12 protein-coding genes are annotated in these 14,701 nt (G+C 57.0%); 9 read left to right on the plus strand and 3 right to left on the minus strand.

The features are described 5' to 3' along the window. Nucleotides 1-212: 212 nt before the first annotated feature. The 9 genes from tcuA to KI241_RS16375 all read left to right on the plus strand — a co-directional run bounded on the left by tcuA (nucleotide 213) and on the right by KI241_RS16375 (nucleotide 8,823). Nucleotides 213-1,667: an FAD-dependent tricarballylate dehydrogenase TcuA gene (tcuA, locus tag KI241_RS16335; protein WP_201005385.1), complete on the plus strand. Its 1,455-nt coding sequence runs from the start codon at nucleotides 213-215 to the stop codon at nucleotides 1,665-1,667. Continuing rightward, nucleotides 1,654-2,811: a tricarballylate utilization 4Fe-4S protein TcuB gene (gene tcuB, locus KI241_RS16340; RefSeq protein WP_201005392.1), complete on the plus strand. Its 1,158-nt coding sequence runs from the start codon at nucleotides 1,654-1,656 to the stop codon at nucleotides 2,809-2,811. Before tcuA ends, tcuB begins: the two co-directional genes overlap by 14 nt. A 325-nt stretch (nucleotides 2,812-3,136) precedes the next feature. Next, a complete protein-coding gene (locus tag KI241_RS16345) occupies nucleotides 3,137-4,465 on the plus strand; it encodes a carbohydrate porin (protein ID WP_212796442.1) in 1,329 nt (442 codons plus the stop codon). 332 nt (nucleotides 4,466-4,797) lie between these two features. Next, the gene (gene pqqA, locus KI241_RS16350) at nucleotides 4,798-4,872 is read left to right on the plus strand and encodes a pyrroloquinoline quinone precursor peptide PqqA (RefSeq protein ID WP_020295432.1); all 75 of its coding nucleotides are present in this window, start codon (nucleotides 4,798-4,800) and stop codon (nucleotides 4,870-4,872) included. 72 nt (nucleotides 4,873-4,944) lie between these two features. After that, nucleotides 4,945-5,856: a pyrroloquinoline quinone biosynthesis protein PqqB gene (pqqB, locus tag KI241_RS16355; RefSeq protein WP_212796443.1), complete on the plus strand. Its 912-nt coding sequence runs from the start codon at nucleotides 4,945-4,947 to the stop codon at nucleotides 5,854-5,856. Between the two features lie 11 nt (nucleotides 5,857-5,867). Next, nucleotides 5,868-6,620 carry a pyrroloquinoline-quinone synthase PqqC gene (pqqC, locus tag KI241_RS16360; RefSeq protein WP_212796444.1) on the plus strand — a complete coding sequence of 251 codons (753 nt, stop codon included), beginning with the start codon at nucleotides 5,868-5,870 and terminating at the stop codon, nucleotides 6,618-6,620. Beyond that, nucleotides 6,617-6,892, plus strand: coding sequence for a pyrroloquinoline quinone biosynthesis peptide chaperone PqqD (gene pqqD, locus KI241_RS16365; RefSeq protein ID WP_212796445.1), 276 nt, complete (start codon nucleotides 6,617-6,619; stop codon nucleotides 6,890-6,892). Before pqqC ends, pqqD begins: the two co-directional genes overlap by 4 nt. Beyond that, complete coding sequence (pqqE, locus tag KI241_RS16370) at nucleotides 6,864-8,033, plus strand: pyrroloquinoline quinone biosynthesis protein PqqE (RefSeq protein ID WP_212802730.1); 1,170 nt, start codon at nucleotides 6,864-6,866, stop codon at nucleotides 8,031-8,033. Before pqqD ends, pqqE begins: the two co-directional genes overlap by 29 nt. A 394-nt stretch (nucleotides 8,034-8,427) precedes the next feature. Beyond that, nucleotides 8,428-8,823 carry a hypothetical protein gene (locus tag KI241_RS16375; RefSeq protein WP_212796447.1) on the plus strand — a complete coding sequence of 132 codons (396 nt, stop codon included), beginning with the start codon at nucleotides 8,428-8,430 and terminating at the stop codon, nucleotides 8,821-8,823. 119 nt (nucleotides 8,824-8,942) lie between these two features. Here KI241_RS16375 and adeC read toward each other — a convergent pair whose 3' ends face one another. Genes adeC through KI241_RS16390 form a run of 3 tightly spaced genes read right to left on the minus strand, consistent with a single transcriptional unit; the run spans nucleotide 8,943 to nucleotide 14,671 of the window. Continuing rightward, nucleotides 8,943-10,367, minus strand: coding sequence for an AdeC/AdeK/OprM family multidrug efflux complex outer membrane factor (gene adeC / locus KI241_RS16380; RefSeq protein ID WP_212796448.1), 1,425 nt, complete (start codon nucleotides 10,365-10,367; stop codon nucleotides 8,943-8,945). Continuing rightward, entirely contained in the window at nucleotides 10,364-13,519 is a 3,156-nt protein-coding gene (locus KI241_RS16385; protein ID WP_212796449.1) for an efflux RND transporter permease subunit, read from the minus strand. The genes adeC and KI241_RS16385 overlap by 4 nt, the downstream gene beginning before the upstream one ends. A 3-nt stretch (nucleotides 13,520-13,522) precedes the next feature. Further along, nucleotides 13,523-14,671 carry an efflux RND transporter periplasmic adaptor subunit gene (locus tag KI241_RS16390; RefSeq protein ID WP_212800646.1) on the minus strand — a complete coding sequence of 383 codons (1,149 nt, stop codon included), beginning with the start codon at nucleotides 14,669-14,671 and terminating at the stop codon, nucleotides 13,523-13,525. Between the last annotated feature and the right edge of the window lie 30 nt (nucleotides 14,672-14,701).

Genomic DNA, 14,701 nt, shown 5'->3' on the forward strand with positions numbered 1-14,701 from the left:
AGTATCAAAACGCCCGGTGCATTTGCATCGGGCGTTTTGTATTTCAGGGAGAGTGGTAACGCCTGCCACATATCCCCCTGCACAGAAACATCACCCTTCACTAAAACTGAAGCCCTCACCTCTAAATCCGCCTTTCGCCGCGATGAGCCCATCCCTATGGTTAATCCACTGGCGGCAGTCACTTCGCCCTGCCAGTGAATCGAGGAGATACGATGGTCGACGTTCTGGTGATAGGTGGCGGCAACGCTGCGTTATGTGCCGCATTGATGGCACGAGAGGCAGGCGCCAGCGTGATGCTGCTGGAAGGCTCGCCGAAAGTCTGGCGCGGTGGAAATTCGCAGCACACGCGCAACCTGCGCTGCATGCACGATGCGCCTCAGGATGTGCTGGTCGATGCCTATCCCGAAGAAGAATACTGGCAAGATCTGCTTAAAGTCACCGGTGGTCTTACCAACGAGAAACTGGCGCGCATCGCCATTCGCGCCTCGTCATCTTGCCGTGATTGGATGCGTTCACATGGTGTGCACTTTCAGCCGCCCTTGTCGGGTGCTCTGCACGTGGCGCGCACCAACGCGTTTTTCATGGGCGGCGGAAAGGCACTGGTCAATGCTTACTTTCGCAGCGCCGAACGCTTGGGCGTGAAGATCCGTTATGACGCTCAGGTCACCGACATAGAACTGGAAAACGGTGCTTTCGTCGCAGCTCACCTGGCCGAACGGGTGATAGATGGACAGCGATTCCCAGCGGAGCGTATCGAAGCTCGCGCCTGCGTCCTGGCTGCTGGCGGATTTGAATCCAATCGCGAATGGTTACGGGAGGCTTGGGGCCAAAACGAGCGTGGTGAATGGCCATCGGACAACTTTCTGATTCGCGGCACCCGCTTCAATACCGGTGTGTTGTTGCGACGGATGCTCGATCTTGGCGCCGATTCAGTCGGCGACCCAACCCAGGCACATATGGTTGCCATCGACGCCCGGGCTCCGCTTTACGACGGAGGTATCTGTACCCGCATCGACTGCGTGTCCCTGGGCGTGGTTGTCAACCGCGATGGAAAACGGTTTTACGATGAGGGTGAGGATTTCTGGCCCAAGCGTTATGCGATTTGGGGCCGTCTGGTTGCGGGACAACCCAACCAGCAGGCCTACTCGATTATCGACCAACAGGCGCTTGGCCGCTTCATGCCGCCGGTGTTCCCTGGAACCACAGCCCGGACGTTGCCAGAACTGGCTCGCCTGTTGAACTTGCCGCAAACGCAGTTCGTTAAAACCATCGAAGACTACAACAACGCTTGCCATGTCGGCACGTTCGACCACACCACGCTCGACGACTGCCATACCGAAGGGCTTACTCCCGCCAAGACTCACTGGGCAAGGCCGCTCACCAAACCACCCTACTACGCCTATCCCCTCAAGCCAGGCGTCACCTTTACCTATCTCGGCCTGGCGACCGACGAAACGGCCGCCGTGCACTTTGATGGCAAGGCCAGCCCGAACCTGTTTGTCGCCGGAGAAATGATGGCTGGCAACGTACTGGGCAAGGGTTATACCGCGGGTATTGGCATGGCCATCGGTACTGCCTTCGGACGAATCGCTGGCGTACAGGCCGCGCTTTGTGCGGGGTTTGGTCTTTCTCCTGTGAACTCGGAGCTTCAACATGCAGCTGTTTGATCCCCAGGTATCCAGCCAACTGATCCCGGCCCTCAACCTGCAGGAAACCGAAGTCGAACGGCAGATGACCATTTGCAATGCCTGCCGCTATTGCGAAGGTTTCTGTGCCGTATTCCCCGCAATGACCCGGCATCTGGAATTCGGTCAGGCCGACATTCATTACTTGGCGAACCTTTGCCACAACTGCGGCGCGTGCCTGTCGGCTTGCCAATACGCTGCCCCGCACGAATTTGCAGTCAACGTACCCAAAGCCATGGCCAAGGTGCGGCTGGAAACCTACACCAGTTACGCCTGGCCGCAGCCACTGGGTAAATTGTACCAACGCAACGGCCTTACCTTGGGGCTGGCTTCAGGCGCTGGGTTGGCGCTGTTCCTGTCGCTTACCTTGATGATCATGGGCAACCTGTTCGTTGCCATGCCAGGCGGTAACTTCTACGGGATTTTTCCACACAACACGTTGGCACTGATGTTCAGCGCGGTGTTCGGTTTTGCCGTGTTGGCCCTGGGTATCGGCGTGCGTCGATTCTGGCGCGAAATCTCACCCGCCGAGGCACCTCTGCCGTTGAAAGCCAGTGCGGCCCTGGAGGCCGGCGCCAACGTCGCACAACTCAAGTACCTGGACGGCGGACATGGGGAAGGCTGCAACAACGCCGACGACGCATTCACCCTATGGCGCCGCCGCTTTCACCACCTCACCTTCTATGGGTTCATGCTGTGCTTCGCAGCCACAGGCGTTGCCACTCTTTATCATTTTTTACTCGATTGGTCGGCGCCCTACCCGGTTGTGAGCCTGCCAGTGCTGCTCGGCATTTTCGGTGGCGTAGGTCTGCTGATCGGCCCAGCAGGTTTGCTCTGGATGAATCTGCGGCGTAACCCGCAACAAGGGGACGAGAATCAGAAACCGATGGATCGTGGCTTCATCGCGCTTCTGTTCCTGGTCAGCGCTAGCGGTCTTGCATTGCTTGCCGGGCGCGAAACCAGCGCGTTGGGCTTATTGCTTGCCATCCACCTGGGTCTGGTCATGGCGTTCTTTCTGACCATGCCCTATAGCAAATTCGCCCACGGCATATTCCGCAGCGCTGCATTGCTGAAATACACCATTGAAAAACGCCAACCCAACCCAATCAGTGCGGGCGGCGAATGACCGGTATTTTCAAGAGCGCGCCGACGGCATCTTCGGCGCCGTTAAGTTGAAAGCAACCTTCATGACAATCACAAGGAGAGCGTTACCCATGTTCAAATAAATTACCGAGATATTCCGCAAGAACAGACGTGGCATGACTTAGATCCCGTCTTCTCATCAACTTACCGTGTGTCACGTCAAGCTCGACGCTTCCACAAAAAAGAATCCAGTAGTGCTTCGCTGGGTTCAACCCGTTGCAGACATTCTTTAATGCTCTTCCGGGCGGAAGATCAACCTGAAGATGTGTTCGATTATCTGACTAATAAAAACAAAAGCAGAGATTATCATGACCACTCATTTGAACTGCAACACGCTTAATATTTCCGCCGCATTGTTGCTGCTTTGCGGAGCGACCAACAGTCATGCACAAGAAGCCTTCAGTCCTGAGTCACCTTGGATGTTGGGAGACTGGGGCGGCCTACGCACAGAACTGCTTGAAAAAGGTTATACCTTTAACGTGCTCTACACGGGCGACGCCGCAACGAATCTTGCCGGTGGCTACGATTCTCACACCACGGCGCGGTATACCGATCAACTTGCGCTGATGAGCAATTTTGACCTTGAGAAAATACTCGGCTGGGAAGGCGCTGATTTTCAATTCACGATATCGGACCGTAACGGGCGCAATCTCACCAACGATGTGCTCACCGATCCTCGGGTGGGAGGAATCAGTCAGGTCCAAGAGGTATACGGGCGCGGCCAGACCTGGCGGCTTACACAACTCTGGTACCGTCAAAAGTTCTTTGACGGCGGGCTGGATATCAAACTGGGCCGCATGAACTTTGGCGAGGACTTCGGCAGCTTCCCCTGCAAATTCCAGAACTTGGCATTCTGCGGCGCACAGCCGGGTAACTGGGCCGGCGATATCATTTATAACTGGCCAATCACTCAATGGGCGGGCCGCGTAAAGGTCGCTTTGAGCGATGATACTTATGCGCAGATCGGTGCGTACGAGCAGAACCCTTCCTACCTGGAAATAGGTAACGGCTTCAAACTCAGCGGCAGCGGTAATGAGGGTACCTTGGTACCTGTCGAGCTGGTCCATACCACGTCGCTGGGAGCCGGACGGCTGCCAGGGGAATATCGCGTAGGGGCGTATTACAGCAGCCGTGACGCAAACGACGTCAACACAGAAGAAAACGGCATAGCAAAATCCCGCGACAGTAAACACGGCGCATGGATTGCCGGGCAACAACAGGTCTGGAAAGATCCAGACTTCGCCGCTCGTGGGCTGACGGTGTTCGCCTATGCCACGGTGCATGACAAAGCCACCAATATGATCGATCGCTATGCGCAAGTAGGCGCTTACTACACGGCCCCCTTCAAATCTCGCCCGAATGACGAGATCGGCGTCGCCATCGCCAGTCTCCACGTGAATAACCGATTCACAGATCATCAGCAGCAACTGAACGAGCGGGCGGGCGTCAGCGATTACGACGACCCTCGCTACACACCGACCCAAAGCTCAGAAACCAACATGGAAATCTACTATGGCTTTGGCGTGACCAAGTGGCTGACCGTGCGCCCCAACCTGCAATTTGTAGGCAATCCTGGCGGAGTCAGCGAGGTCAGGGATGCGTGGGTGGCCGGTTTGAAATTCGAGACCAGCCTGTAAGGGGCTCTTCCAATGCAGTTTTTTTCAGCCTGAGTTCGCACCAACATGGGAGAGTACGACAATGACATTTTGCAGCCTGCAGAATCGAGTTCAATTGTTCGCGAAGTGCGTCGTGGCCCTCGCCTCTAAATTGTCGAGTCACTCGTTCTCGTACTTGGACCAATTCCCTGAAGGCGTCCTGCTACCCGATCGTCCGGCAGTACCAGACGAGGTATAACAACCGAAACACGGCGTCGTAGGTTGGGTGCGCCTTGGAACGCTGCAAAATGATCCCAACCAAACTCAGAAATATGTACCTGACAAACGTCTCATCACTTGATAGGAGTACTTTCATGTCTTGGTCCAAACCTGCTTACACCGACCTGCGTATCGGTTTTGAAGTCACCATGTACTTCGCAAACCGTTAAGTTTGTACCTGATGGACAGCGCCTCGGCCTGCCGAGGCGTTTTATTTTCGGTTCCAGAATGATGGAGCAACCATGTTCGTCCAGATTCTAGGTTCTGCCGCCGGTGGCGGTTTCCCCCAGTGGAACTGCAACTGTGCCAACTGCGCAGGTTTTCGCGACGGCAGCCTGCGGGCCCAGGCGCGCACCCAATCGTCCATCGCCCTGTCCGATGACGGTGTGAACTGGGTGCTGTGCAACGCCTCTCCGGACATTCGCGCCCAGCTCCAGGCGTTTGCCCCGATGCAGCCGGGCCGGGCCCTGCGCGACACCGGCATTGGCGCGATCATCCTGATGGACAGCCAGATCGACCACACCACCGGCCTACTCAGCCTGCGTGAAGGTTGCCCACATCAAGTCTGGTGCACCGACATGGTCCATGAAGACCTGAGCACTGGCTTTCCACTGTTCAACATGCTGACCCACTGGAACGGCGGGTTGAGTTGGAATCGCATCGAACTCGACCAGAGCTTCACCATCGCCGCCTGCCCGAACCTGCGCGTCACCCCACTGCCCCTGCTCAGCGCCGCACCGCCCTATTCACCGCATCGCTTCGACCCGCACCCGGGCGACAACATCGGGCTAATCGTCGAAGACCTGCGCACGGGTGGCAAGCTGTTCTATGCCCCTGGCCTGGGCAAGGTCGACGAGTCGTTGTTGCAGATCATGGCCGGCAGCGATTGTCTGCTGGTGGACGGAACGGTGTGGGACGACGATGAAATGCAGCGCCGTGGTGTCGGCACCCGCACTGGCCGGGAAATGGGCCACCTGGCCCAGAATGGTCCGGGCGGCATGCTCGAAGTGCTGGAGCATTTGCCGAAGCAGCGCAAGGTGCTGATCCACATCAACAACACCAACCCAATCCTCGATGAAGACTCCTCCGAGCGGGCCGAGTTGGTGCGACGCAATGTCGAAGTCGCTTACGACGGCATGAGTATCGAACTGTAGGAGCGCCCGAAATGACTGACACACCATTGACCACGGCAGAATTTGAAGCAGCCTTGCGCGCCAAGGGCGCGTATTACCACATCCATCACCCGTATCACGTGGCGATGTATGAAGGCCGCGCGACTCGCGAGCAGATCCAGGGTTGGGTCGCGAACCGGTTTTACTATCAGGTGAACATCCCGCTCAAGGATGCCGCGATCCTGGCCAACTGCCCGGATCGGGCGATCCGCCGTGAGTGGATCCAGCGCCTGCTCGACCATGACGGTGCTCCCGGCGAGGACGGCGGTATCGAAGCTTGGCTGCGGCTGGGCCAGGCGGTGGGCCTGGATCCCGATCAACTGCGCTCCCAGGAATTGGTGCTGCCAGGGGTTCGTTTTGCGGTGGATGCCTACGTCAACTTTGCCCGCCGGGCCAGTTGGCAGGAAGCAGCCAGCAGCTCGCTGACCGAACTCTTCGCGCCGCAGATCCACCAGTCGCGCCTGGACAGCTGGCCGCAGCATTACCCGTGGATCGACCCGGCCGGCTACCAATACTTCCGCACTCGTCTGAGCCAGGCCCGGCGTGATGTGGAGCACGGCCTGGCGATTACCTTGCAGCACTACACCACCCGCGCAGGGCAGGAGCGCATGCTGGAGATTCTCCAGTTCAAACTGGACATCCTCTGGAGCATGCTCGACGCCATGAGCATGGCCTACGAATTGAACCGTCCGCCCTATCACAGCGTGACCGGGCAACGGGTGTGGCACAAAGGGATCACCTTATGAGTTTCGACCGCAGCAAGACCCCGCGCTGGCGCCCCGGCTATCGCTTCCAGTACGAACCGGCACAGAAGGGCCATGTGCTGCTCTATCCTGAAGGCATGATCAAGCTCAACGACAGCGCGTCGCTGATCGGCGGCCTGATCGACGGCGAACGGGATGTCGCGGCCATCGTCGACGAGTTGGCGAAGCAGTTTCCCGACGTGCCGGAACTCGGTGACGACATCGAGCAATTCATGGAGGTCGCCCGTGCACAGCACTGGATCGAACTTGCCTGAGCCCACCGGGCTGCCGCCCAAGCCTGAAGTCGGCTTGCCGCTGTGGCTGCTGGCGGAGCTGACCTATCGGTGCCCGCTGCAATGCCCGTATTGCTCCAACCCGTTGGACTTTGCCGAGCAAGGCAAGGAGCTGAGCACCGAGCAGTGGTTCAAGGTGTTTCGCGAAGCCCGGGAAATGGGCGCCGCGCAATTGGGCTTTTCCGGCGGCGAGCCGCTGGTGCGTCAGGATCTGGCCGAGCTGATCGGCGAGGCGCGCAAGCTGGGTTTCTATACCAACCTGATCACCTCCGGCATCGGCTTGACCGAACAGAAAATCAGCGACTTCAAAAAGGCTGGCCTGGACCATATCCAAATCAGCTTCCAGGCCAGCGACGAGCAGGTGAACAACCTCTTGGCCGGCTCGAAGAAAGCCTTCGCGCAAAAGCTGGAAATGGCCCGGGCGGTCAAAGCCCACGGCTATCCGATGGTGCTGAACTTCGTCACCCATCGGCACAACATCGACAAGATCGACCGCATCATCGAGTTGTGCATCGCTCTTGAGGCGGATTTCGTCGAACTTGCCACCTGCCAGTTTTACGGCTGGGCGCAACTTAATCGAGTGGGTCTGCTGCCGACCAAGGAACAACTGGTCCGCGCCGAGCGTGTCACCAACGAATACCGCGCCAAGCTGGAAGCAGCCGGCAATCCGTGCAAGCTGATCTTCGTCACGCCGGACTACTACGAAGAACGCCCCAAGGGCTGCATGAACGGCTGGGGCAGCATTTTCCTCACCGTCACGCCGGACGGCACCGCGCTGCCCTGTCACGGCGCCCGTCAGTTGCCGGTGCAATTTCCCAATGTGCGCGACCACAGCATGCAGCACATCTGGTACGACTCGTTTGGCTTCAACCGCTTTCGCGGCTATGACTGGATGCCCGAGCCATGCCGCTCCTGCGATGAAAAAGAAAAGGACTTCGGCGGCTGTCGCTGCCAGGCGTTCATGCTCACGGGAGACGCCAGCAATGCCGACCCGGTGTGCAGCAAGTCCGAACATCACGGGGTGATTCTGCAGGCGCGTGAAGACGCCGAGCACGCCACGCAAACCATCGAACAATTGGCCTTTCGCAATGAACGAAACTCGCGCCTCATCGTTAAGGGCTGATCGTCTCAGCGACAGAAATGACTGACTGATCGACGATCGATTCGAACGGTAACGTCCGACGCGCAGCAAATACCACGTGCGACACCTGAGGGATTCAAGTTCTCGGCGTCGCAGATGGCGCATCATTGGTGAATAAAGCTCAGCACTGCATCAATAGCTCACAGGCTAATCAATTAAAAAATAGCCTGTAGAATATCCCCATACCGACAACAAAATCATTCCAGATATCGAGTAGGCATCTTAGTCCTTGCCGTCCTCGATCATCTTGCGTCATCTGCACGCTCCCAAGCCAATGCGTTATTAGGCTGAAACAGCTTATTTAAAACCTTATCTATTTAACGGTTCAGGGCAAGCTTATCGCTATTCTCGGACCCCCAAAGAACTCAGGACACTTATGAACCTTGCAAAACTTACAGCTTCTATCATTTTAATCACCGGCCTGGCTGGCTGTGCGACTGAACTTCCGACGCTTAAGGATGGCGAATCCATTGTCAATCTTCACGAGCAGATCGGTGATGAAATGCTGGCCAGACGCTTGGATACGCAACGCGCAGAGAACCTGACTTATTTCAAAGTATCACCAGGGGCGCATACGATGGAACTTGGGGTAGTTACCAAGGGCTACCAGGAAAGCCAACACCGCTGTATTGCCACCCTGTCCTATGACAATTTTTTACCTAATGAACGTTACACCTTGATGGAAAGTAGTGCGGGAAAAGAGGTAAAGATTGAACTTATGGACAGCAAAGGTAATACCTTGGCTCAAACTGACAAGACGCCCTGCTTGTAATTTCCCGCAGAGCAGGTAACAGCGCCCCCGTAAGTACACAGCAATCATGACAGTTTCACTCCACGCTGAAACAAAAAACGCCCGGCCTATCGCCGGGCGCTTTTGTTTAGTCGTCGTCCTCAGAGTTTGTGCATGCCCCGCTCGTCCCATCCACCACCCAGTGCACGATACAAGTTCACTTCAGCCTGCAACTGCGCAAGACGATCGTTGATCAGCCTTTGTTGGTTGCTAAACAGCGAGCGCTGCGCGTCCAAAAAGGTCAGGTGGCTGTCCACGCCGATTCGATAGCGACGCTCGGCAAGCCGATAGTAATCCTGGCTGGCGTTGACGAGGTCATTCTGTGCCTGCAACTGATCGACGTAGGTTTTACGTGCGGTCAATCCGTCGGAGACTTCCTGGAAAGCGGTCTGGATAGCTTTCTCATAGTTGGCCACGCCAATATCTTTCTGAATCTCCGAGTAATTCAGGCTGGAGCGTAACGCGCCTGCGTTGAAAATCGGCAAGCTGATGGTAGGGCTAAACGCCCAACTGCCTGAGCCGCTCTTGAACAACCCATCCAGATTCGCGCTCGAGGTGCCGGCATTTGCCGTAAGGCTGATGCTAGGGAAAAACGCCGCCCGCGCCGCGCCGATGTTAGCGTTAGCGGCCAAGAGCGTATGCTCGGCGGCGAGGATATCGGGGCGACGGTTGAGTAAATCACTGGGCAGACCAGCCGGTACGTTGGCCAGCAGGTCGCCATCCAAGGACTGTGGCTCCGGCAAATCGGCGGGCAGTCCTGTACCGAGAAGAAGCACCAAAGCATTCTCGTCTTCGGCTACTCGGCGCTGGTAGTTTGCCAGGCTCGCCCGCGCACCTTGCACCGAGGTACGCGCCTGTGCGAGATCAAGCGCCGAAGCCACACCCACCTGATTGCTGCGGGTGGTCAGACGTAAGCTCTCCTCGTAGGCGCCTAGCGTGTTCTCGGTGAGCTTGAGCAATTCACGGTCGGCTTGCCAGGTGAGATAGGCATTGGCCACGCTCGCAACGATGCTGATCTGGGTCGAGCGTCGGGCCTGGGCGGTAGACAGATAAGTTTCCAGTGCCTGCTGGCTGAGACTGGCGATGCGACCAAACAGATCCAACTCGTACGAACTGATTCCCAGGTTGACGTCATATTGACTGGAAATACTGGCCTGACCGGACTGCGTCTGAGCGCTCGGCAGTCGCTGCCGTGTTCCGCTGGCGTTGGCGCCAATCGCCGGAAACAGGTCAGCTCTCTGGATTCGGTATTGCGCCCGGTACGCCTCAACGTTCAGTGCCGCGACCTTCAGGTCACGATTATTGATCAAGGCGGTCTGGATCAATCGCTGCAATGCCGGATCGTGGAAAAACTCGCGCCACCCCTGCTCCACAGCGGCCTGGTCGGCAGCGTTGGTTGCCTGATAGGCAGAACCCTGCGGATATTGCGCCGCAACTGGAGCCTGCGGTCGCTGATACTCAGGGATCAGTGAGCAACCACTCAGAACAGCGGCGCTGATCGCGAGACCGATTAAAGAGCGAGTCATTGGCCTGCCTCCTCACGCATAGCAGTTTCGTCCTGCTTCTTGCGGCTGCCTTTAAACAAGGTTGAAACGGAAACGAAGAACAGGGGAACCCAAAAAATCGCCAGAACGGTGGCCGTTATCATGCCGCCGATCACCCCCGTGCCGATGGCGTGCTGACTGCCAGAGCCGGCTCCGCTGGAAATGGTCAGAGGCAGCACACCGAGAATGAATGCCAAGGACGTCATGACGATCGGACGCAGACGCATACGACAAGCCTCGACCGTCGCTTCAAGCAACGGTTGACCTTTCTCATTCAATTCCTTGGCAAACTCGACGATCAGGATCGCATTCTTCGCCGCCAACCCCACCGTCACCAACAGACCCACTTGGAAGAACACGTCGTTGGACAGTCCCCGCAATGCCGTGGCCATCAGCGCGCCGATTACCCCAAGAGGCACGACCAAGATGACCGCAATCGGAATCGACCAGCTTTCATAGAGTGCCGCCAGACATAGAAACACGACGAGAATCGACAGCGCATACAGAGCCGGCGCTTGTGATCCTGAAAGACGCTCTTCATAGGACAACCCGGTAAAAGAGATGCCTACGCCGGGCGGCAGTTGCGCTGCAATTCGCTCGACTTCCGCCATCGCCTGGCCAGAGCTGTAACCCGGGGCGGGAGTCCCAAGAATTTGCTCGGCAGGGACGCCGTTGTAGCGTGACAGTTTTGGTGAGCCGAAGATCCACTCGGCACTCGCAAATGCCGAGAACGGGACCATCTGACCTTGGTTGTTACGCACGAACCATTTACTCAGATCCTCTGCGGTGCTGCGCGAGTCAGGTTGACCCTGTACATAAACCCGCTTAACTCGGCCGCGATCAACGAAATCGTTCACATAACTACTGCCGTATGCCACTGACAGCGTGGTGTTGATATCGGCCAGAGAAATGCCCATCGCCCGTGCACGCTCGTCGTCGATGGTCAGGTGGTACTGTGGCTCGTCGGCCAAGCCGTTTGGGCGAACGCCAGCGAGGACCGGGCTCTGGGCAGCTAGCTCAAGAAACTTGCCGCGTGCCTCCATGAGTTTTTGATGACCCACGCTATCTTGGTCCTGCAGGTAGAAATCGAAGCCGGTGGCGTTACCCAACTCCAGTACCGATGGCGGAACCACCGCATATACCAGGGCGTCGCGGTACTTCAGGAACTCTTGCTGGGCACGCTGGGCAATTTTGAACACAGTATTGTCACTGTCTCGTTCATCCCATGGCTTCAGGTTGACGAACGCGATCCCTGAATTCTGCCCGCGGCCCGCAAAATTGAAGCCGTTAACAGTGAACACTGTAGCAACGGCTTTACCTTCTCCGTGCTCTTTGTCCAGCAGGTATTGAGTCATGCGATCAAGCACTTTTTGCGTGCTCTCAGCCGAGCTGTTGGCCGGCGTCTGCACCTGCGTGAAAATCAAACCCTGGTCTTCATCGGGCAGGAACGAGGTCGGTATCCGGGCGAACATCCAGATCGTGCCGGCGACGATTACCAGGTAAACCATAAAGCCCGGCACCCTATGCCGGATGATCTGGCCTACGCCCTGCTCATATCCGTTGACGCAGGCATCGAACCGTCTGTTGAACCATCCAAAAAAACCGCGCTTGGGCTGACCGTGCTTTGTCGGATCGATGGGCTTGAGCAGCGTGGCGCAAAGCGCCGGGGTGAATACCAAAGCAACAAATACCGAAAGCGCCATGGCCGATACGATAGTGATCGAGAACTGCCGGTAGATCACGCCAGTGGAGCCACCAAAGAAAGCCATGGGCAACAGCACCGCCGAAAGCACCAAGGCAATACCCACCAGCGCTCCCTGGATCTGCCCCATCGATTTGCGCGTAGCCTCCCTGGGTGACAGGTGCTCCTGCGCCATCACCCGTTCGACGTTTTCAACCACCACAATCGCATCGTCGACGAGTAGTCCAATCGCCAGGATCATGCCGAACATGGTCAAGGTATTGATAGAGAAGCCGGCTGCGGCAAGGACGCCGAAGGTACCTAACAACACAACGGGCACTGTCAACGTCGTAATGATGGTGGCGCGCAGATTTTGCAAAAAAAGCAGCATGACCAGAAAGACCAGAACCACCGCCTCGCCCAGTGTATGCATCACTCCGCTGATGGATTCGGTGACCACCGGCGTCGTGTCATACGGGTACACCGCTTCAATTCCGGCCGGGAAGAATGGTTTCAGTCGGTCGACCGTGGCGCGAATCGCCTTGGCGGTATCAAGGGCGTTGGCGCCTGTGGCCAAGCGGATGGCGATACCCGAGGCAGGCTTGCCATTGGCTTGGGCGTTGATGCTGTAGTTTTCACCGCCCAAACTGATATCAGCCACATCACTCAGGCGCACCTGGGAGCCGTCGCTATTGACCTTAAGCAAAATGTCACCAAATTGCTCGGAGGTCTGCAGTCGCGTCTTGCCGATGATAGTTGCGGTAAACACCGTACCTTTGCGCGCAGGAAGACCACCGATCGTGCCCGAAGCCACCTGTACGTTCTGCGCCTCAATCGCCTCGGTCACGTCGACTGGCGTCAACTGGAACTGGTTCAGTTTGGCCGGGTCCAGCCAGACTCGCATGGCGTATTGCGTGCCCCAAATCTGAAAGTCGCCAACACCTGAAGTCCTCGAAATCGGGTCCTGGATATTTGAGACGATGTAGTTGGATAGGTCCTCCTTGGTGTGTTTTCCATCGGTGGAAACCAGACCGATGAACATCATGAAATTCTGTTGGAATTTTGTGACGCGCAGCCCTTGCTGCTGCACTTCCTGCGGCAACAGCGGCGTGGCTAGGTTCAGCTTGTTCTGCACCTGAACCTGGGCAATATCAGGGTTGGTGCCCTGGTTGAAAGTAACGATGATTCGCATGCTGCCATCGGCGTTACTCTCCGAAGAGATGTAGCGAAGGTTGTCGATGCCGTTCATCTGCTGTTCGATCACTTGCACGACCGTATCTTGCACTGTCTGCGCGGAAGCACCGGGATAAGAAACCTGAATCGCGACAGCGGGTGGTGCGATGTCAGGGTACTGATTGATCGGCAAATTGAGGATCGACAATGCCCCAACGAGCATGATGATCAGTGCAAGCACCCACGCGAAGATCGGTCTATCAATAAAATACTTCGACATGGTCTACTCCGCCTTAGCGCTGGTGTTTAGCGCTACAGGGGCTCTGTTCGCCTCATCTGTCATCGCTTCCTGAGCGACCACGGTGATCCCCGGCTTAATGAACTGAAGCCCTTCGACGATGATTTTTTCCCCGGCGCGCAAGCCGCTTTCCACCAGCACATTCGCACCGACGGTGCGGCCAACCTTGAGCTGGCGTTGCTCGACTTTGTTATCGGCGGTAACGACCATGGCGGTCGGGGTGCCCTTGAGATCCCGGGTCACACCAATCTGTGGAGCAAGAATGGCCTGCTCGGCGACCCCCTCCTGCAACCGCGCATGCACAAAAATCCCGGGCAGCAGCAAGTGATCGGGGTTGGGGAACACGGCGCGCAGGGTGACCGAGCCGGTTGCTTCGTCGACCGAGACTTCTGAAAACTCCAGCGAACCCTGCAGCGGATACTGGCTACCGTCCTGAAGTGTCAGGCTAACTTTCGCAGCCTTATCAGCAGTTTTCTGCAACTGCCCGCTTTCAAGAGCCCGACGCAGTTTGAGCACCTCGCCATAAGGCTGAGTGACATCGACATAAATGGGGTCGAGTTGCTGGATAATCGCAAGGGGGGCTGCTTGGCCATTAGAAACTAGCGCACCTTCGGTCACAGCCGAACGTCCAATTCGCCCGCTGATGGGCGCGAACATTTTGGTATATCTCAGATTGATCTGGGCGCCCTTGACTTGTGCCTCTGCCTGCATCTGCTGAGATCGAGCAGTGTCATACTCCTGCTTGCTCACCGCCTGCTCATCGATCAGTTGCCGATACCGGGTGGTCAGCGAGCGAGATTGCTCCAAACTGGCCTGCGCACTGGCGAGCGTCACCTCGTAAGTTGATGGATCGATCTGATAAAGCTGCTGACCAGCCTTGATATCCGCGCCTTCCTTGAACAAGCGTTTCAGGACGATGCCATCCACCTGCGGCCGAACCTCAGCAAGTCGATAGGCACTGGTACGCCCGGGCAGGTCGTTAAACAAGGTCACAGCCTGAGGTTTCAGGGTCACCACGCTGACTTGGGGGGCTTGCACCGGCGCAGTAGCAGCCTGCTCGTTGTTACATCCACTGAGCATCGTGGCAAAAGCAATGGCGGTTACCAAAGCAGGATAGATAGGCTTGAATGGCATAAAGTCCTCGAACACAGCGCTGAAAAATGC

Origin of the sequence: Pseudomonas sp. Cab53, from assembly GCF_018325965.1 — a bacterium.
GTDB lineage: Bacteria > Pseudomonadota > Gammaproteobacteria > Pseudomonadales > Pseudomonadaceae > Aquipseudomonas > Aquipseudomonas chlororaphis_E.

Excerpts from the sequence above, each read along its gene's own strand:
- adeC (WP_212796448.1), bottom strand. The coding sequence starts at position 10,367 with ATGACTCGCTCTTTAATCGGTCTCGCGATCAGCGCCGCTGTTCTGAGT.
- KI241_RS16345 (WP_212796442.1), top strand. The coding sequence starts at position 3,137 with ATGACCACTCATTTGAACTGCAACACGCTTAATATTTCCGCCGCATTG.
- pqqC (WP_212796444.1), top strand. The coding sequence starts at position 5,868 with ATGACTGACACACCATTGACCACGGCAGAATTTGAAGCAGCCTTGCGC.
- KI241_RS16375 (WP_212796447.1), top strand. The coding sequence starts at position 8,428 with ATGAACCTTGCAAAACTTACAGCTTCTATCATTTTAATCACCGGCCTG.
- pqqB (WP_212796443.1), top strand. The coding sequence starts at position 4,945 with ATGTTCGTCCAGATTCTAGGTTCTGCCGCCGGTGGCGGTTTCCCCCAG.
- pqqD (WP_212796445.1), top strand. The coding sequence starts at position 6,617 with ATGAGTTTCGACCGCAGCAAGACCCCGCGCTGGCGCCCCGGCTATCGC.
- tcuA (WP_201005385.1), top strand. The coding sequence starts at position 213 with ATGGTCGACGTTCTGGTGATAGGTGGCGGCAACGCTGCGTTATGTGCC.
- KI241_RS16385 (WP_212796449.1), bottom strand. The coding sequence starts at position 13,519 with ATGTCGAAGTATTTTATTGATAGACCGATCTTCGCGTGGGTGCTTGCA.
- KI241_RS16390 (WP_212800646.1), bottom strand. The coding sequence starts at position 14,671 with ATGCCATTCAAGCCTATCTATCCTGCTTTGGTAACCGCCATTGCTTTT.
- tcuB (WP_201005392.1), top strand. The coding sequence starts at position 1,654 with ATGCAGCTGTTTGATCCCCAGGTATCCAGCCAACTGATCCCGGCCCTC.